Below are 17,860 nucleotides of genomic sequence, written 5' to 3'. Positions count from 1 at the left end.
CTACAACCGTAGATTGCCAGCTCAAGATGTCTCGAAATCCTAAAGGCTTCCCGAGCCGATAAACCTGATCTGTCAGCGCTGAATACTCACACCCAGCGAAGCCAGCGCATCCCAGTAACCGGGGTAGGTCTTGCCGACGCAATCCGGGTCCAAGATGCGGATGCCTTTGATTTTCAGGCCGGCCAATGCAAAGCACATGGCGATCCGGTGGTCGGCGTGGGTGTCGATCAACGCATCGACCGTGGTGCCTGCCAGGGCCGGGTTGGCGTTGACAATCAGGTCGTCACCCTCTTCAACCGCCAGGCCGGGCGCGATGGCGCACAGGCCTTGGGACAGGGCTGAAATACGGTCGCACTCCTTGACTCGCAGGTTGGCGATGCCGACAAAGCGCACTGGCTGACGATTGAACGCTGCGAGCACCGCCAGCGTCGGGATTGCGTCCTGCATTTGCGAACCGTCGATCACGGCGGGCATGTTCGGGAAGCGGTCGATGATCTGGCTGGCCAAGGCATCTGGCTGAGTGAACGCGTCGCTCGCCACGCCGAGGTCGATGTTGCCCTCGGTCAGGGCCTGTGCAGCCCAGAGGTAGGTCGCGGCGGAGGCGTCCGGTTCGATATGGAAATCGGTCGCGCGGTAGCCAGTGGCCGAGACTTTCCAGGCTGAGTCGCCGATGGCCTGGACCTCTGCGCCAAACGCCTGCATGGCGGCGAGGGTCAGATCAACGTAACCGCGTGCACCGATTTCGCTGCCGGTCAGCGCCACTTCGAGCGGGCCCTTGCCGCAGGCGCCGGCCATCAGCAGCGCCGAGACATATTGGCTGGACAGGTTGCCGTCGATCTCGATGCGGCCTGCCGCCAGCCCGCCATTGCCCTTGATCGCCACCGGCGGGCAGCCAGTGGGCGCGCTGACGTCCACGCCCATGCGCTGCAAGGCATCGACCAGCGGGCCGATCGGGCGCTTGCGCATGTACTCGTCGCCGTCCACCACGAAATCGCCTTCGAAGTTGGCCAGCGCTGCCGTCAAGAAGCGCGTCGCGGTCCCGGCGTTGCCGAGAAACAGCGCCTGCTGAGGTGCCTGCCAGTGGCCGCTGCTGGTCACCACGAAGGTGCTGTCATCCGGCTCATCGACCTGCACGCCCATCAGACGCAGCGCGTCGGACATCACCCGGGTGTCATCGCTCTTCAGCGCGCCGGTCAGACGACTGGTGCCTTTGGCCATGCCCGCCAGCAGCAGCGCCCGGTTAGTGACCGACTTGGAGCCCGGCGGGCTGACGCGCCCGACCAGCGGGCGCTCGACAGGCATAACAGTGAGAGTGGCTTGAGATCGCATGATGTCCCTGAGCGTCAGCGGAAAAATCGCGATCCTAGCACGAGGACGATCAAGCTCGCAGGGCGGCTTTGCTGGATGGTCATGGGCGCAGGCTGATCACTCGGGCGCCACGCCGGACAGCTGCTGTAGCTTGTCGTTGGCCGCCAGCAACTGATTGCGGTTGGCCGCCACATCGGTAACGTCATAGATCACCAGACACACATGGCTGATCGCGCCCGTGGTCGAGCGCAGCGGAAACAGCGTGGTGTTCTGGTACATGAACTCCTCCTGCCCGGTGATCGGCTGATAATTCTTGAAACGCACCAGGTACGGCCGCTGCTCCCAGATGGTGAACGCAGGCGTGCCGAGGGTCACGACGTTATCGATTTTCTTGCTGAACCACTTGGCGTTGACCTCGGGAAAAATCTCGAAAAAGGTCTTGTCGATGGCCACATAAGGCACCACACCTGAGCGGTTTTCCATGAACGTATTCCAGACCGTGACCCGGTAGTTCAGGTCCAGCACCACAATGCCCACGTCAATGTTCTGGGTGACGGCCAGCAACCAATGAAGCTCGTTGATTTCAATAGCGTTGCTCATGGGTCAGCTCATCATGTAGGCGAGTTTTTTGGTAAGCAGCTCGACCGAGTCTTCGGTGAACAGCATCAGCAGATCGAAATGCAGATTGTGGCCTTCCACGCTGTAACTGATTTCGACCGCCAGCGTTTTTTTCCAGCGCTGCTGATTGATGCGGATCAATTCATCGATCCCGCCCTGCGCGCCCAATAGCTGCGGATGGCCTTGCGAGAAGGCAATGTCGATCTGCTCGGCGATGCCGCTCAGGCAGGCACCGATCAGGATCGTGGACAGGTCCAGCAGCATTTCCATGTCAGAACTGTCGGAATGATCGCCGCCCATCAGTTGCGAGATGCCGGAGATTTCCGAGTCATGAAAAATCAGCAGCGCTTCACCGGCGATTCCGCCACCGATGTAACCTTGGCATACCGCCGTCAAACGCTGATCACTGTGCGCATCGGCCAGCGCCATGTGCAACTCGCCGACTTCGAGCATGTTCACATTGGGCACCGGCAACTGCACGAATACCCACAGTACCTTGGCCAGCAATGCTGCCGCGCGCCCCATGGCGACGTTGACGGTTTCCCGGAACGCATCCTGAAAGCTGATCACCCCGCCCTTGTTGTTCAGCGCCGGCAAGGGCACCGGTGCCGTCGCAGGTTTGCCCAACAGGCCGAGGCGCTCCAGCGTGCTTTTGAGCTCGTCCGGATCAGCCGGCTTTTTCAGGAACGCCAGCGCACCCAGCTCCATGACTCGACGCACCGCTTCGTCCTGTACGTCGCCGGACACGACGATCACCCTGGCGTCCAGTTTTTCGGCACGAATCGCCGCCAGCGTTTGGTAACCGTCCATCACCGGCATGGTCAGGTCGAGCAGCACGACCTGGCCCTGCCCTTTGCGTATGGCCTCCAGACCTTCCTGGCCTTGGGTAGCCAGTGTGACCGACACATCCCAGTCTTCGGGCAAGGCACGCAACAACTGCTTGCGCGCCATGTTCGAGTCGTCACATATCAATAGCGCAAGCGTGGACATCGTGTGGTTCTCACTGCAGAAAAATCAGGCCGACGGTAGCAGCACGTACAGGTTCGACTGCACTGTCGGGGGGAGAATGGCCTGAGCCTGTAACGCTCTATCGATAACATTCAAACTAACCTATAGCCTAAATCGGCGCTCTTTGACGTTTCTGTAATTTAAGTCGTCATCTATTGCTGCAGATCACTACCGCCGCCGGGCAAACAGGCCTATTATCAAGTGATAGATTCAATAGCGATCACTCGATAGATCGACTGCGTACCAGAGAGGTGAGTCATGTCCCTGCCCATCAGCGACTACCAACCCGCCAAGCCCCGGCAGGACGACTTCTGGCAGCACCTGGGCATTCCGGCACGTGGCACCCGCCTGCACACGGCATTGCACAGCGGCTTGCCCTATGAGGTGTTCGAACGTCTGGCGCATTACACCGACCTGAACCGCTCGACGCTGGCCGAACATCTGGGCATCGCACCGGCAACCTTGCAGAGGCGTCTCAAGGTGCGGCGCTTCAACGCCGAGGAAAGTGACCGTCTGTTTCGACTGGCAGCCGTCTATAAAGCAGCACTGGACCTGTTCGAAGATGACACCGAAGCCACCCGCCTGTGGCTGGCCAATCCGGTGCACGGGCTGGGTAATCGCAGGCCGCTGGAGATGCTCGCCACCTCAGCCGAAGCCCAGGCCGTGCTGGACCTGATCGGTCGGCTGGAGCACGGAGTGGTCGCGTGATTGCCGTTTATCGTCTGGTAAAGCGCAAATGGCTGGCGCAAGCGTTCGACGGCGAAGGTGCCAAGCTCTACGGCGGACGCTGGAACAGCAAGGGCAACGCGTGCCTGTACTGCGCGGGCAGCGAATCGCTGGCGCTGCTGGAGATACTGGTTCACCTGAACAACACCGGCGTGGCCCGGCATTACGCAATGCTTGAACTGCAGATCGCCGAAGAACTTATCCTCAACGCGCGCCCCGACACCCTGCCACCCGACTGGCGCGAAGAACCCGCGCCACAAGCCACGGCCACATTCGGCGACGCCTGGCTGGCGTCTGGTCAAAGCCTGGCACTGGCCGTACCCAGCGTGATCATTCCGCGCGAGCAGAACTACGTGCTCAATGTCCGGCATCCGGCGTTCGAAGCCGTTGTCGCAACGGCCCGAGAACTGACGTTTGATGTAGACCCACGGCTGACGTGAGCGGCTTGCACAGCGGGCAGAAGGGAAAGCTCTATGTCTGGCACGAATACGCCATAGAGCTTCCCGCTTAAAAACCCCGGCTGTTGATCACTGACTCGCTGGCGTCTGAGCGACATCCGCCTGAGGCAATGCCACGCCCTTGGGCCACAACAACCAGATGTTGCCCTTCTGCTTCATGTCACCCGCCAGCTTGCCGGCTTCTTCACCTGTGCCCCAGAACAGGTCGGCGCGTACTTCACCGGCAATGGCACCGCCGGTGTCTTGCGCGGCGACCGGGCGAACCACGCTGCTGCCGTCCGGTCGTGTGGTGGACAGCCAGAGCAGACTGCCCAGCGGAATCACCTTGCGATCGATGGCCACGCTGTAACCCGGCGTCAGTGGCACGTTGAGCGAGCCACGCGGACCTTCGTTGCTGTCAGGGTTACGGCCGAAAAACACGTAACTCGGGTTACTGGCCAACAGTTCGTTGATCCGCTCCGGATGCGCCTTGGCCCACGCAGCGATGCTGCCCATGGTCACGTCTTCCTTCTTCAACTCGCCCTGCTCCACCAGCCAGCGACCAATAGCGCGATACGGACGACCGTTCTGATCGGCGTAGCCCAGACGCAGTTGCGAGCCGTCTTCCAGGCTGACCCGCCCGGAGCCCTGAATCTGCAAGAACTGCAGATCCATCGGGTCGGTCAGCCAGGCAATGACCGGCGCATTCAGGCCCTTTGCATTGATCGTCGCAGCGTCGTCATAAGGTTTGAGCACTCGCCCCTCAAGCCGACCGCGCAGGCGCTTGCCCTTGAGCTCCGGGTAAATGCTGTCCAGATTGACCACGATCAGATCATCCGGAATGCCATACACCGGCACATTGGCGGTCGCTGTCTGGGTCAGGCTGCCGGGATAGACCGGCTCGTAATAGCCGGTGATCAGGCCATCGGTGCTGCCGCTGTCGGCGCGCAGGCTGTAGACCTGCAACTGCTCCTGCAGAAATGTACGGATCTGCGCCGCGTCCGGCGCAGCCGCAAGACTTGCCGCTGCCGCACACGTCGGCCCCCACACGGCATCGGCCTTGAGGCGAACACAGGCGCTGCGCCATGCAGCGAAACCGGCCTGCAAATCAGCATCCGAAACCGCTGGCAGCGCGTCCCAGGTGGCTTGAGAGTAAGTGGTATGCGGCGTGGCTGGCGGCGCAGCCGGTTTATCGGATTTGTCACACGCGGTCAGCAAGAAGGCCAGTGGCAAAGCGAGCGCCAGGCTCCGCGACCATGGCTTGAAGGAGAACGTCATCAGCAGCACCAATCCGTTTACAGCCCGCAGCAGGCTGGTGGGTAAAGTGTGTCATTGTGGCTGAAGCTGGCGTATGGGCCTAGAGGTAACGACCTGGATTGTCCGACACATTATTCGCCCATGAGCCTCAAGGCTGGCCCGGATGCGGTTCCGGATAGTCACGATTGATGTCGATGGGCTGTGCATATGGCCCATCCCAGAGTTGTGCATGCAACAGGCCAATGCGCGTGGCCATCTTACTGTCGTGCATCACAACTTCCAGATTGCGCGAGTTGTCGAGGTAGCCGCCGAGCCAGTTACTGGTACCGACCCAGGCGATCTGGTTATCAATTTCCATGGTTTTGCTGTGGATCACGCGTGCGTAGGGGATGAAGCCTTGAGCAGCCATCGGCAATGTAACAATGCGCACCTGCACGTTTGGCACCAAGGCCAGACTTTTCAGGTAAGCGACTTCAGGCATGCCGGTGTTCCAGTCTGAAACCATGAGCTTGATGGAGACGCCACGGGCGGCGGCGCTGCGGATGGCGTTGTCGATGACCGCGTAGTAAGGCCGGGTTTTATCAGGCCCATAGGACAGGGGCGCGTAGTCCAGCAACTGGACACGAACCTCGCGTTTGGCTTGTGCCAGCAAACGCGGCAGTTCGGTCTCGGAGTCGCGCACGCCCGATGGGTTATAGCGCCGCGGGCTAGCGACCAGATAATTGCCACCGGGCGATGAGCCGCTGACAGGAGGCGCCACAGAAACAGGCACCGGCACCGGTTTGCCGTCGGCGATGGCAGCCTGGGCAAGCCAGTCCTGATCGAACACAGCCTGGGTCTGGCGGACGACAGTGGGCTCGTCAATACGCAAACCGGTTTCGTGGATGTGTTCCAGTGAACGCCAGTCGAAGTTCTGACTGCCTATGAACGCCTGCCGGCCATCCACAACGAAAAACTTGGCGTGGATGATGCCGCTGCCGGTTAGCCTGGCGTATGGAAGCACCCGCAAGGTCAGGTTGGGGATTGCCCGCAAGCGTTCAAGGGTCTCTGGATCGGAAAGCTTCAGGCCCTTTTCTTCCAGCAGAAAGCGTATTTTTACCCCGCGCTGCCCCGCTGCAGTGAGGCTTTCAAGCACCTTGCCCATCACCGAGCCTGGCTGATCTGCCACGTAGAACTGTTCGATATCAATACGCTCGCGGGCCGCGCCGATTAGCTCGCGCCAGACATCGCCGGGCGCCCGCAGGTCCGGGGTGTGCAGGTCGGTCCCGACGGGGACGGTGTGCACCAGTTCGAAACCGGGAATGGCGAAATCCGCATGTGCGACCGGGCTGCCGAGCAGCAACGCGGCAATCAGGCTGAGATAGCGCATGGACATAGAGCGAAACCGGATAGAGAAGTGCATGGCAGTCTCATAGCCAAAACAGGCAGAAACGGCGCACGTCAAAGACCTGCGCCGACGTGTCGATCATGCCGTCCGGAAGTTGGGCTGGGGAATGGCGACCGGATGCGACATTTCGTCCTGAACCCGCGCCCCGTTGGAAGCTCGGATCAGGAGGATCTTGAGTTGATCGTTGATGCGCTCGAGGCTGTCTTGAAAGTAGTTGTGAAAGACCACGCAGAACAACGCGATTGCGATACCCAGACCTGTCGCGAACAACGCTGTACCGATACCGGCAGAAATCTGCCCGGGATCGGACACACCAGCGCTGGCCAGAGCTTTGAAGGTATCGATGATGCCCAGGATCGTCCCCAGTAATCCCAGCAAAGGCGCGGCCGTGGTGATGGTCTCGATCAGCCAGAGGCTACGGGACAATGGCGCGCGAGTGCTCAGGTACTGGGTTTCAATGACGTCATCCAGATCCCGGCGTGAACCGTGAGCATTTTTCTGCGCCAGTACCGGCAGAACCATTTCCAGCGGCAGGCTGGTGCGGCGTGTCAGCGTTTCCGGCAGGTCTTTTTCACTGTGTACCGAAGCATTGAGCGCAGCTTGCAGCGCCCGCGACTGGCGACGTACGTAGGCAAAGTAGATGCCGCGTTCAATCGCGACGAAGATCGCAATCGCGATGGCGGCGTACATCACATAAAAAGTGATGTCGTGGAGCTGATTCATGTCCATGGCGCAGACCTCTGGTCAATGAAAGGTTAGAAGTTGGCTTCCAGAGAAACCGTGACGGTACGCTCGACGCCGACGATGTAGGCCGGGTCGCCATCGCGGAAACCGCTGTAACGGGCAGCATTGGTTTTGGTGGTGTACACGCCGTCCAGGTATTCCTTGTCGAACAGGTTGTCGACGTTCAGGCGCAAGGTGGCGTCCTTGACGATTTTCTTGTCCACCGGCAGATAGATACCTGCGCCCAGATTGAAGATGGTACGTCCCGGAATGCTTTCATCGTTGGTCAGGTCGCCATAGAGCTTGCTGGTGACCTTGCCGCCGAACGTGCCGTAATAACTGCCGTCGTCGTAACCGATATTGGCCGCCAGCATGTTCTTCGGTACGTTGGCGAACTGCTTGCCGCTGGTCGGCAGTTCGATGGCTGCGCCGTTGTTGAACACCGTCAGGTCATCTTTCTGTTTGGCGCGGGTGTAGGTGTACGAGGTGTAGTAGTTGAAATGGTTGGGCAGCAGGCCGCTCCACTCCAGTTCCAGACCGCTGTTGTCCACTGCACCGGCGTTGATGTCGGCAAAGTCACCGTTGATATCACGGGATGAGACCTGGCGATCCTTGAACTTCATGTAGAACAGGGTGGCCGCCAGCGTCATGTCCTGATCGGTAAAGCGCCAGCCCAGTTCGTGGTTCCAGCTGGTTTCCGGTTTGCTGTCGATAGAGCCGGCACCCTGGTCATACAGTACGTAGTTCTGGGGCACGCGCATATTGCGTGACAGGCTGTAGAACAGTTGGTCACGTTCATCCAGCTGGTATTTGAGACCTACGTTGGGCAGCAGCTTGTTATACGTCTGGTCACGCTCTTCCGGGCGCTCGGTCAGGCTGCCGTGGTTGGTGCCTTCGCGCTTCACATTCATGTAAGCCAGGCCGCCAATCAGCGTCCAGTCCGGGGCGAAATACCAGGTGTCCTGAGCCCAGACTTTCTGGGCTGGCGTTACGGTATAGCGGTCCCGACCCTGGATCTCATTGCCGTTGGCATCGACCATGTAATCGGAATCTGGCCAGATGCTTTGCGGCTTGCCGTTGCTCTTCAGACGGATGAAAGGCTGGGTCTGCAACTGGCGCGCACGCTCATACCAGTAGCCGACTTGCACGCTGTGCTCGTCGTTGACATCCCAGTTCAGTTTGGTGGTGATGCCCGGACGCCAGGTCTGGGTGCGCGAAGGCCGGTAATAAACGCCAGTGGTCGATGAACCGTCAGCGTTGTAGGCAGCGGCTGTCGGCAAGTTGCTCAGGTCGAATACGCCATTCTGATTCGAGCCGCGATTAAGCGCGTAAGAAGAGCTGTTGACACCGCTGCCGTTGCCCCAGAAGTAATACGGGACGACGGAAAGGGCCAGATTGTCGGCCAGTTTGAATTGAGTATTGAGCACACCGGTGAAGGTCTGGAAGGGGTTCTGCGCCAGCTCGTAATAACTGGAGAGATTGCCGTTGCTGCCTAGCGCGGGCGTCGACGGATAAGGGTCGAACTTGCGCCCGCCCTGCTCGAACTGGCTCTTGGTAAGCTGGCTGTAACTGTTGTTGTCCTGTTCGTGATACTTGAGAATCAGGTTGGCCGTATTGCCCGAGCCCATGTCGAAAAAGCTGTTCCATTCCACTTTGTCAGCGCGCACCGCCCCATCACCGCGCCATTTCTGGCCTTCGGTGTGAGACATCGACAGCCAGTTGCTCAGCCCGTTGATCTCGCCGGTATTGAGGCGTGCAAAGGTCTTGTAAGTGCCGTTGCTGCCCGCCACTTGCTTGACGAACGCGCCGGTTTCCTTGGTGGGCCGAATGGTCACAATGCCGATGTTGCCGCCGCTGGAACCGATATGCGGGCCATCGCTTTCGGCAGAGCCTTGAGTGACGAATATCTGATCGATGTTTTCCGGGTCACCCAGCAGGTTGGAGTACAGCGCATAGTTGCCGGAGTCGTTGATCGGCATGCCGTCTACCGACATGCCGACCTGATCGGAGTTGAGCCCGCGCATGGTGAAGCGAAAGCCCGAAAGACCGGTGGCGTCTTCGCTGGAGATATTAAGGCCCGGGGTGTACTTGAGCTTGTCGATTGCGTTGCCGGTTGCGGTCTGTTTGTCGAGCGCCTCCTTGGTCACGGTGGAACGCGCCTTGATGCTTTCCTCCTGCACCATGTAACCGCCACCGGCAGTCGCTTTGCCCTGCACGCCAATGGTGCCGACGTCACTCGCACTCTGGTCAGCCATGACCATGCCGTGGCTCATGCCAGCGGCGACCAACGCAAGGTGAATCCTGGAAAGCTTCATCACTTTGTTCCTTGTCAGTGCTATTGCACGCTGTAGTTGAAGGTGGCGGTAAAGCGCTGTTCATTGCGCCCGCCGAAGGCTTGTTCGGGAAACGGTTTGACTTGCTTGATGCGTCGCAGGCTGTTGGTAGCGGCCCGGTTGAGCAGCATGCTGGAGGCCTGGGTCTGAATACCGGAATCCAGCACGCGACCCTGCCGATCGACCAACAACCACACCACCACTTCGCCACTCGGGCGCTCCAGCGATGCCTGACGTCCGGTCGGGTATTGTTTGTAGCCATCCAGCTCGTTGCGCAGCCCTTTGAGGTAGCCGCCCTCGATACCTTGAGTGTCCACTTTCGGCGGCGCGGGTGGTGCAGGCGGTGACGGCGGCGAGACCGGGGCGCTGGCTATCGGCTTGCTGGGGGCCTGAACCGGTTCGACGGGCTTGGCCACTGCCGGCTTGGGCAAAGGTTTGGGGCGCGGTTCGGGTTTCGGCTCCGGTTTAGGTTGCGGCTTGGGTTTGGGAACCGGCTTGGGAGGCGGTGGCGGCGCAGGCTCGGCTTCTTCGCTCTCGATGACGGGCGGCGCAGGTGGCGGCTCTTCAGGTTGTACCGGAGGCGGCTCGGGTTGCGCCAAAGGCTCAGGCGCAGGCGGTTCGGGCTCGACCAGAGCCAGTTCCACAGCGGACTCATCGTAGACCGGCTCCATTTTCAGAGGCCGGGTTTGCACGCCGATCACGATTGCAATGAGCGCCACCAGCGCAGGCAAGCCGCCCAGCCACTGACGCATGCGAAACAAGGCATACATCAGGATTTACGCGTGGCAATGGAAACGGACGTGAAGCCACCCAGACGCAACGTGTCCATGATTTCGACCAGGCGTGCTACCTCGACGCCCTTGTCGCTGTTCACGATGATGGTCGTTTTGGTGTCAGGTTTTTCCAGCGCCTTCAAGGCAGGCACCAGAGCGTCAACGGTGGTCGCCTTGCCATCAAGCTGCAATTCGCCGTTGAGCCCGAGGGTCAGGATCGATTTGTTCTGCGGCTTCAGCTGCTGAGAACTGCTGGCACTGGGTAACTGAGTCTTCATACCCAGCGCCGGAATCACGTTCAGGCTGACCAGCACGAAAAACACCAACAGGAACATCATCACGTCGATCATCGGGATCAGTTCGATGTGCGCCTTGCGTTTTTTGGGTTCATCCCACGTTCTCATGCCCGCTTCTCCCTCTTGTTAGAGGCCGAGAATCTAGCAACCGAACATGACCGATCGGTTAGTTTTTCAAGACCGATACATGACTGTTACATGGTGTTTGTTCGCACATTACGTGGCACTTAAATGTTTCTTGCGCCTGTCACGCAAACATCATCACAACGCGGCAGCGTTTCAGCATTTAACTCGATGGATGACCTGCGATGTGTCCCGAGCTGCCCCGTATCCGAACCTCACGCCTTTTGCTGGCCGCGTTGCAGCCGGAACAGGCATCAGCCCTGTCGCGGCTGGCCGACGAGCTTGTGATTGCCACCATGACCGCTGCGCTCCCGAGCCCCTATACACGAGAGCATGCGCAGGCATTCATCGCTGAAATACCCGGACATTTTGCTGCCGGCAGAACCTTGAGCCTCGGGGTTCACATAAAAGAAACCAGTGAGCTGACAGGGGTCATTTCGCTACGCTTCGCGACATCGCATCACAGCGCCAATCTGGGGTACTGGACCGGTGCTGATTACCGAAACAAGGGATACGCCAGTGAAGCGGTGCACGGGTTGCTGACGTATGGCTTCAATAACATGAACCTCAACCGCATCGCAGGTCAGTGCTTCAGCGACAACCTGGCCAGCGCCAAGGTGCTGGAGAAGTGCGGGTTGTTGTATGAGGGCTGTATGAAAGAGGCATTCATGAAGAACGGCGTTTTCAAAGACATGTTGCTGTTCGGGCTGCTGCGCACCCAGTACGAAGCGTCGGAGGCTGCGTCATGACTGATTTCAATCCGGACCGTCGCCGCATCATTACAGGCGTGGCCGGGGCCACGCTGCTGTCGATCCTCAGCCCGTTTGCCCGCAGTGCGGGTATCGATTATCCGTTCACGCTGGGCGTGGCGTCCGGCGATCCGTTGCCTGATGGTTTTGTGATCTGGACACGCCTTGCTCCCCAGGTGATCACCCCGACGGGCAATGGCGGCTTGAGCAAACCCGTCGAGGTCCGCTGGAAAATCGCCAGCGATGCGGCCATGACGCGCATCGTACGTTCTGGCCAGGCCACCGCTCAGTCACGTTTTGCGCATTCGGTGCACGTTGAGGTCAGCGGTCTGCAGCCCGGTCGCCCCTATTGGTATCAGTTCGAAAGCCTGGGCGCGCAAAGCCCGGTGGGTCAGGCCTGCACGGCACCACCCACAAATGCCATGGCCGCGGCGCGGTTCGGCTTTGTATCGTGTTCGCATTGGGAAGCCGGGTATTTCAGCGCTTACCGACACTTGGCGGCGGAGCGACCGGACCTGGTGTTCTATCTCGGTGACTACATCTATGAAGCGAACGTTTCTCCCGCCAATACCCGGCTCCCACGCCGTCATGCCACATCGGACCCGATGGACCTGGCTGGCTATCGCAACCGCTACGCGCAGTACAAGACCGACCCGGACCTGCAAGCCCTGCATGCCTGCGCGCCGAGCATCGTCACCTGGGACGATCACGAAGTGCAGAATGACTATGCCGCGCAGTGGTCGCAAGACCCGGGCGTTTCGGTAGAAAGCTTTCTGCGCCGCAGAGCCGCCGCTTATCAGGCGTTTTACGAGCACATGCCATTGCGGGCCAGCAGCCTGCCCAAAGGACCGGACATGCGCATTTACCGCCATCTGGATTACGGCCGCCTGGCACGCTTCCATGTGCTGGACGGTCGGCAATACCGCTCCGAACAAGCCTGCGTCCCGGCCAATGGCAGCCACAGGGGCTACGTCGCGCGCAGCGATTGTCCGGACCTCGCCGACCCTAAGCGCACCATGCTTGGCTGGGAACAGGAAGCCTGGCTGGATCGCAGCTTTGCTCAATCGCCGGGGCAGTGGAATGTCATTGCCCAGGATTTGCTGGTCGCGCCGCTGAAACAGCGCGATCTTAAAACTCAGGAACTGGGCCGCTGGACCGATGGCTGGGACGGCTACATGACCACTCGCGAGCGCATGTTGCGGTCGCTGCAACGCCATCAAACCCGCAACCCGGTGTTCTGGGGTGGCGATATCCATTCGTTCTGGACCACCGACCTGCATGCCGATGCGAATAACCCCGACTCCGACATCATCGCCACGGAGTTCGTCGGCACGTCGGTAACATCCGGCGGACCACCGTTTGAGGCCTTCAGCAGCATTCTCGGGCTCAATCCGCACGTAAAGTTCTTCGACAGCCGCCAGCGTGGCTATGTATCTGTCGATCTGAGCGAAAAACAAATGCTGACCCGTTTTCAGGCGGTTTCGAACGTGCTGGACCCCGCGGCCAGTGTGTCGACGCTCAAACGTTTCGTCGTGGAGGCGGGTAAGGCTGGGGCAGTTATCGGTTAATCGAGGCGCTGAAGAATCATTGTCCACTGTGGCGAGACAGTCAAACCCTCTCCAAGCGCTTTTTCCCTTTTCGGTGACCTACTAATCTGAGCCCATGTTGCACACCAGACCTCACCTACCCAACCGAAAGGACTTGACCATGACTCACACTACCTACAACCGCCTGAACAAAGATGACGCTATCGTTCTGCTGATCGATCACCAGACAGGCCTGATCTCGCTGGTGCAGGATTTCTCGCCAAACGAGTTCAAGAACAATGTGCTGGCACTGGCTGACCTGGCAAAGTTCTTCGAGTTGCCGACTATCCTCACCACCAGTTTCGAAAAAGGCCCCAATGGCCCGCTGGTTCCGGAGCTCAAGGCCATGTTTCCCGATGCGCCGTATATTGCCCGTCCGGGTCAGATCAATGCTTGGGATAACGAAGATTTTGTAAAGGCGATCAAGGCGACTGGCCGCAAGCAATTGATCATTGCCGGGGTAGTGACCGATGTGTGCGTGACCTTCCCGACGCTGTCGGCTCTGGCTGAAGGTTTTGAAGTGTTCGTGGTCACCGATGCGTCCGGCACCTTCAACACCACGGTTCAACAGGCCGCGTGGTCGCGTATGACTCAGGCAGGTGCGCAACTGATGAACTGGTTTTCGGTGGCCTGTGAGCTGCAGGGTGACTGGCGCAACGACATCGAAGGCTTGGGTAACTTGCTTTCCGAGCGGATCCCGAACTACCGCAATCTGATGAACAGCTATTCGGCGCTGACTGCCAACTGAGTCACAGCGAAGCGCATGAAGCCTGTATTCACAGGCTTCATGAGTCCGTGTCTCAAATCAGCTCCCACGTATCGTTGGCCTGCCTGCAAAAGGTATTTTCCTGTTTCTCGCCGCCACCCTGGGTTTCCACGCTGACAGCAACCGGGCGACAGGTGGTCTCGGCCGCCGTTTTGCTCGACGGCAGGGTCGAGATAGAGCCCAGGTCGAATGCCTCGGTCTCTTTGCTGGCTGACACGTTCATGTCATCGAACCTGACTGCAGACCGCCGCTTTCTGGCATCGGCATCGGACTGCGTCATCACGTAGTCTTTGTGCACGTAGCCGACCGTTACACCTTTGCGCCCGACCAGAATCCAGTCTCCTGTAGAGCCCACAGCGGTGAACTGGGTATTGCCCGGCAGGCTACCCACTTTGCCAGCGCTCATGTCGGGAGCTGAACGCACATTCAGACCGGAGCGGGTGACGTAAGGCTGATTGATCAGTTTCATCGACGGCACGGCCTGAATATGGGGCGTGCGTTTGACGTCGATAGTCCGGGTTGCTGTGTATGCCGGGCCTGGCGTGATCCGGGCGCTGGCATTGGAATGATCGGAACGCCAAAGGGTCGTCGGTTGCGCGACAGGGGTAGCGGGCTGATTCAGAACTTCCTGAGTGCGCAGCGCCAGTGCCTGTTTATCCTGGTCATCCAGCCTCTGGCCGATACGGTTGCCGATGTAGCCGCCAACGCCCGCAACGACCAGCGCTGCGGCGATCTTGCCATTGACCTTGCCCATCGTCGCACCGACCGCCAGACCGGCAATACCGCCGATCACCGTACCCGCTTGCTCCTTGCTGATGCCCAACTGCGCGCATCCGGTGACTGAAGTGGCGACCGTTATCGCCAGAACTGATGCAACGAATTTCTTGCGCACTGGGTTCACTCCGTTTTAAACCGCTCACTCCGCGTTGAGCAGAGGCCTGGTCAGGTTGTACAACATGGCTTCTGCAGACATCGCCCAATGAAAGACACCGGCCATCAAGGTCGGGCCTGTCTCGATGCTCTTGAACGCCGTGCGGTAGCCTGGCGATTGAATGATCGCGTTGCCGGCCAACAGCGGAATCACCACGATCAAGGCAATCGACATGATTCTGAGGGCCAGAATTCTCTTCTGAATGAAGGCGCGGCGCTCGATGGTCGCCAGCAGCAGGCCGACGATATTGAGGGCCCCCATGAAAAGACCGCTCAGCAACGACCACGGCACGAACCACATGTTTTTCAGGACACTCAGGCTCTGCTCGCCCTGCACGTCGGTACTCGCCACGTCGCTGGCCATATTGGCGGCAATGCCGTTGAGGTAGTCGTTGAACTGAATGCGGGTTGCGAGCAGGTCCATACCCTCGACATAGCGCGGGCCAAGCATCTGCCGCGCCATATGCCGGACCTCAGGGGTGTTGGCCAGCGCTTGCCGGGTGCGAAGGCCTGAAGGCATCGCCAGCGCATAGTCTTGCGCACTTGGCCGAGCCTGCGCTTCAACGGCATTTTGGGATACAGCCAGCGGCTTGCGATTGCTGCCCGGTACACCGGAGCGCCGCAAAGCCTCTACTCGTGTGTACTCACGGGCGATATCGTTAAAGACCGGGATGAATTCCGTTTGCAGGCGCTCATAAAGCACATCGGCGTTGCGCCGGGTGTAACCTTTGAAGACAGCTTGGGCGAATCCCTGGAAATTGCGGTCGATCTGCTCGACATAAGAACCCTGGACACTCATGAGTACGCCGAGGTTGGCGATGAAGGCCTTGCCCTCGCCCTTGTCTCGATACGCCTGATAAGGAATGCCGGGAATCTGCAATGAATCGTAGAGCAGACCTTTTTTCGTCACATAGGCGTACAGGCTGTAAACCCGCAGATCCGACGGAAACTCTTCGGCAATGACGTCCGGAACCACGCCCTGAACCCACCAGGTCGCCGGGGCCAGAATGACGGTGCTCAGCAGAATGGAACGCATGAGGTGTTGCTGATGCCCCCATTTACCATGAGCCCAGATGCAGACGCGCCAGGCCACCAGACACACGCTGACTGCCGCCAGGCTCTGGCCGTATATTTCAAGCGTCTGCAAGTTCTTCAGGGGGATGTCGGCGCCCGCTTTATTCAATAACTCCGCATTGAATAGCAGCCCGCCGAACAGGCAGAAAACGTTGAGAACAGCGAGTACAGCAAGCAGCATCCAACCAGTCCTTGTCAGAGAGGAGCCAGCAATTCAGGGCACCTTGGGGCGCTGTGATCACTGACCATCCAATCCGGCATTTTGCCTGCCGTCCAGAAATGATGCCAGAGCTATCAGGTGTTGCTGGTCATCACTGCCGCGCAACACCTGAAGTCGGCAGATCAGGCGTTACCTGAGCTGATTGGCAAACCGGCCGACAGCACCCACCACCTGCTTGGCACCCTCCTGAATTTCAACGATCACCGCGCCCGCCTCGTTAGCCAGCACCAGCCCCTGCTCCGCCTGGGTGCGACTGTTGGCCATGCCGCGCACCGCCTCATCGGCCAGCGCCTGATTCTGCTGCACGACGCTGACAATCTCCTCGGTCGCTGCGCTGGTTCGACCTGCCAACTGACGAACCTCGTCAGCCACCACGGCAAAGCCCCTGCCCTGTTCGCCAGCCCGAGCCGCCTCGATGGCAGCGTTGAGCGCCAGCAGGTTGGTCTGCTGAGCGATACCGCCGATGGTTTGCACGATGGAATTGATCAACAACGACTGCTTGCCCAATGCTTCGATCCCGGACGCAGCCGACTGCATCTCTTGAGAAATCTTGCGCATGGTCTCGACCGTGTTCTGCACAACATCGGCGCCGCGCTGGGCGCTGATGTCAGTCTGCTGAGATATCTCGAAGGCCACGCTGGCGGCTTGGCTGACTTCATCTTCGCGGGCCACCTGATCGGTCACCAGCGTGGCGAATTTGACGACTTTATAGAGATTGCCCTGAGCATCATGGACCGGGTTATAGGTCGCTTCCAGCCAGACTTCCCGGCCACTGCTGTCGATACGCTTGAACCGGCCGGCGACGAACTCGCCACGGTTGAGCGTCGCCCAGAAATCCCGATACGGGGCCTGCGACGTTTCCTGCGGATCGCAGAAGATGCTGTGATGCTTGCCTTTGATCTGCGCCAGGTTGTACCCCATACCGCGCAGAAACTGCTCGTTTGCCGTCAGGACATGCCCGCTCAGGTCGAACTCGATGACCGCACTCGAGCGCAGCAATGCCTGAATGAACGCGGAATTCTCGGCAGCGGTCTCGACGGTCTGGGTGATGTCTGATCCGTAGCACTGCAGATGCGTCAGCTTGCCCTGTTCATCCAGAACCGGCTGCCACATGGCGCGGATCCAGACCAGACTGCCGTTGGCATGCAGAAATCGGTACCTGTCGATGACCGACTCGCCGTTCTGCACGGCCGACTTGAGGTCACGGTAACAACTGAGCTGTCTGACGTAGCTCGGGATCAGCTGGTCCAGGTCACGGCCCAGAATCTGATTGAGCGTGTAGCCCAGCGCCTGCAGAAAATTGTCATTGGCGTGGGTAATGCGATTGCTGGCATCCAGGGTCAGCGCCAGCATCCGCGCGTCGATCCCTTTCTGCATTTGCCGGTACATGAATAACTCGGCCTGCTGTGCCTGTAATTCCTTTTTCAAGCGAGTATTGAACATGGCTGCACCGATCGTGGGGTTGTAAGCATATATCGGCATCAGCGTAGACGCAGTGGAGGCATTTCGTCGGAATATGACGGGTGAAATTTAATTTCTTTGCGAA

The 17,860-nt window shown here is 59.4% G+C and carries 16 protein-coding genes and 2 pseudogenes; 5 read left to right on the top strand and 13 right to left on the bottom strand.

Going from position 1 to position 17,860, the window contains the following annotated elements; all coding sequences use genetic code 11:
- Positions 1-72: 72 nt before the first annotated feature.
- The 3 genes from BLT55_RS27130 to BLT55_RS27120 form a co-directional block, all read right to left on the bottom strand.
- Positions 73-1,329 carry a 3-phosphoshikimate 1-carboxyvinyltransferase gene (locus tag BLT55_RS27130; RefSeq protein WP_055001071.1) on the bottom strand — a complete coding sequence of 419 codons (1,257 nt, stop codon included), beginning with the start codon at positions 1,327-1,329 and terminating at the stop codon, positions 73-75.
- A gap of 96 nt (positions 1,330-1,425) precedes the next feature.
- Positions 1,426-1,908, bottom strand: coding sequence for a PAS domain-containing protein (locus tag BLT55_RS27125; protein WP_007253055.1), 483 nt, complete (start codon positions 1,906-1,908; stop codon positions 1,426-1,428).
- A gap of 3 nt (positions 1,909-1,911) precedes the next feature.
- Positions 1,912-2,916, bottom strand: a complete 1,005-nt coding sequence (locus BLT55_RS27120; RefSeq protein WP_055001070.1) for a response regulator — start codon at positions 2,914-2,916, stop codon at positions 1,912-1,914.
- Between the two features lie 276 nt (positions 2,917-3,192).
- Between BLT55_RS27120 and BLT55_RS27115 the strand changes: the two genes are divergently transcribed.
- Both BLT55_RS27115 and BLT55_RS27110 read left to right on the top strand, forming a co-directional pair.
- Positions 3,193-3,642 (top strand): DUF2384 domain-containing protein, encoded by a 450-nt coding sequence (locus BLT55_RS27115; protein ID WP_007253057.1) that lies wholly within the window; start codon positions 3,193-3,195, stop codon positions 3,640-3,642.
- Positions 3,639-4,100, top strand: a complete 462-nt coding sequence (locus BLT55_RS27110; RefSeq protein WP_055001069.1) for an RES family NAD+ phosphorylase — start codon at positions 3,639-3,641, stop codon at positions 4,098-4,100. The genes BLT55_RS27115 and BLT55_RS27110 overlap by 4 nt, the downstream gene beginning before the upstream one ends.
- An 87-nt stretch (positions 4,101-4,187) precedes the next feature.
- Here the strand turns inward: BLT55_RS27110 and mltA are convergent, their stop codons facing one another.
- The 6 genes from mltA to BLT55_RS27080 form a co-directional block, all read right to left on the bottom strand.
- Positions 4,188-5,387: a murein transglycosylase A gene (gene mltA, locus BLT55_RS27105; protein ID WP_055001068.1), complete on the bottom strand. Its 1,200-nt coding sequence runs from the start codon at positions 5,385-5,387 to the stop codon at positions 4,188-4,190.
- 115 nt (positions 5,388-5,502) lie between these two features.
- Positions 5,503-6,756, bottom strand: a complete 1,254-nt coding sequence (locus BLT55_RS27100) for a phospholipase D-like domain-containing protein (protein ID WP_055001067.1) — start codon at positions 6,754-6,756, stop codon at positions 5,503-5,505.
- A 63-nt stretch (positions 6,757-6,819) separates the two neighbouring features.
- A complete protein-coding gene (locus BLT55_RS27095; protein ID WP_007253061.1) occupies positions 6,820-7,470 on the bottom strand; it encodes a MotA/TolQ/ExbB proton channel family protein in 651 nt (216 codons plus the stop codon).
- Between the two features lie 26 nt (positions 7,471-7,496).
- On the bottom strand, positions 7,497-9,779 hold the full coding sequence (locus tag BLT55_RS27090) for a TonB-dependent receptor (protein WP_055001066.1): 2,283 nt from the start codon (positions 9,777-9,779) through the stop codon (positions 7,497-7,499).
- Positions 9,780-9,799: 20 nt separating this feature from the next.
- Positions 9,800-10,567, bottom strand: a complete 768-nt coding sequence (locus tag BLT55_RS27085) for an energy transducer TonB family protein (RefSeq protein WP_055001065.1) — start codon at positions 10,565-10,567, stop codon at positions 9,800-9,802.
- Positions 10,567-10,974 carry an ExbD/TolR family protein gene (locus BLT55_RS27080; protein ID WP_003380333.1) on the bottom strand — a complete coding sequence of 136 codons (408 nt, stop codon included), beginning with the start codon at positions 10,972-10,974 and terminating at the stop codon, positions 10,567-10,569. The genes BLT55_RS27085 and BLT55_RS27080 overlap by 1 nt, the downstream gene beginning before the upstream one ends.
- Positions 10,975-11,174: 200 nt before the next feature.
- Between BLT55_RS27080 and BLT55_RS27075 the strand changes: the two genes are divergently transcribed.
- The 3 genes from BLT55_RS27075 (at position 11,175) to ycaC (ending at position 14,072) form a co-directional block, all read left to right on the top strand.
- Entirely contained in the window at positions 11,175-11,738 is a 564-nt protein-coding gene (locus BLT55_RS27075) for a GNAT family N-acetyltransferase (RefSeq protein ID WP_055001064.1), read from the top strand.
- A complete protein-coding gene (locus tag BLT55_RS27070; protein ID WP_007253065.1) occupies positions 11,735-13,306 on the top strand; it encodes an alkaline phosphatase D family protein in 1,572 nt (523 codons plus the stop codon). The genes BLT55_RS27075 and BLT55_RS27070 overlap by 4 nt, the downstream gene beginning before the upstream one ends.
- Before the next feature lie 139 nt (positions 13,307-13,445).
- Positions 13,446-14,072 (top strand): isochorismate family cysteine hydrolase YcaC, encoded by a 627-nt coding sequence (ycaC, locus tag BLT55_RS27065; protein WP_007253066.1) that lies wholly within the window; start codon positions 13,446-13,448, stop codon positions 14,070-14,072.
- A gap of 52 nt (positions 14,073-14,124) precedes the next feature.
- Here the strand turns inward: ycaC and BLT55_RS27060 are convergent, their stop codons facing one another.
- The 4 genes and pseudogenes from BLT55_RS27060 to BLT55_RS34980 form a co-directional block, all read right to left on the bottom strand.
- On the bottom strand, positions 14,125-14,982 hold the full coding sequence (locus BLT55_RS27060; protein ID WP_055001063.1) for an SH3 domain-containing protein: 858 nt from the start codon (positions 14,980-14,982) through the stop codon (positions 14,125-14,127).
- Positions 14,983-15,006: 24 nt separating this feature from the next.
- Positions 15,007-16,275, bottom strand: coding sequence for a hypothetical protein (locus BLT55_RS27055; protein WP_055001062.1), 1,269 nt, complete (start codon positions 16,273-16,275; stop codon positions 15,007-15,009).
- 168 nt (positions 16,276-16,443) lie between these two features.
- Positions 16,444-16,878, bottom strand: a pseudogene (locus BLT55_RS34985) (methyl-accepting chemotaxis protein); the annotation flags it as partial.
- Positions 16,879-17,034: 156 nt separating this feature from the next.
- Positions 17,035-17,667 (bottom strand): annotated as a pseudogene (locus tag BLT55_RS34980) (PAS domain-containing protein); the annotation flags it as partial.
- Positions 17,668-17,860 lie beyond the last annotated feature (193 nt).

Source organism: Pseudomonas cannabina (assembly GCF_900100365.1).
Lineage (GTDB): Bacteria > Pseudomonadota > Gammaproteobacteria > Pseudomonadales > Pseudomonadaceae > Aquipseudomonas > Aquipseudomonas cannabina.
This window is presented reverse-complemented; position numbering and strand designations above follow the sequence as displayed.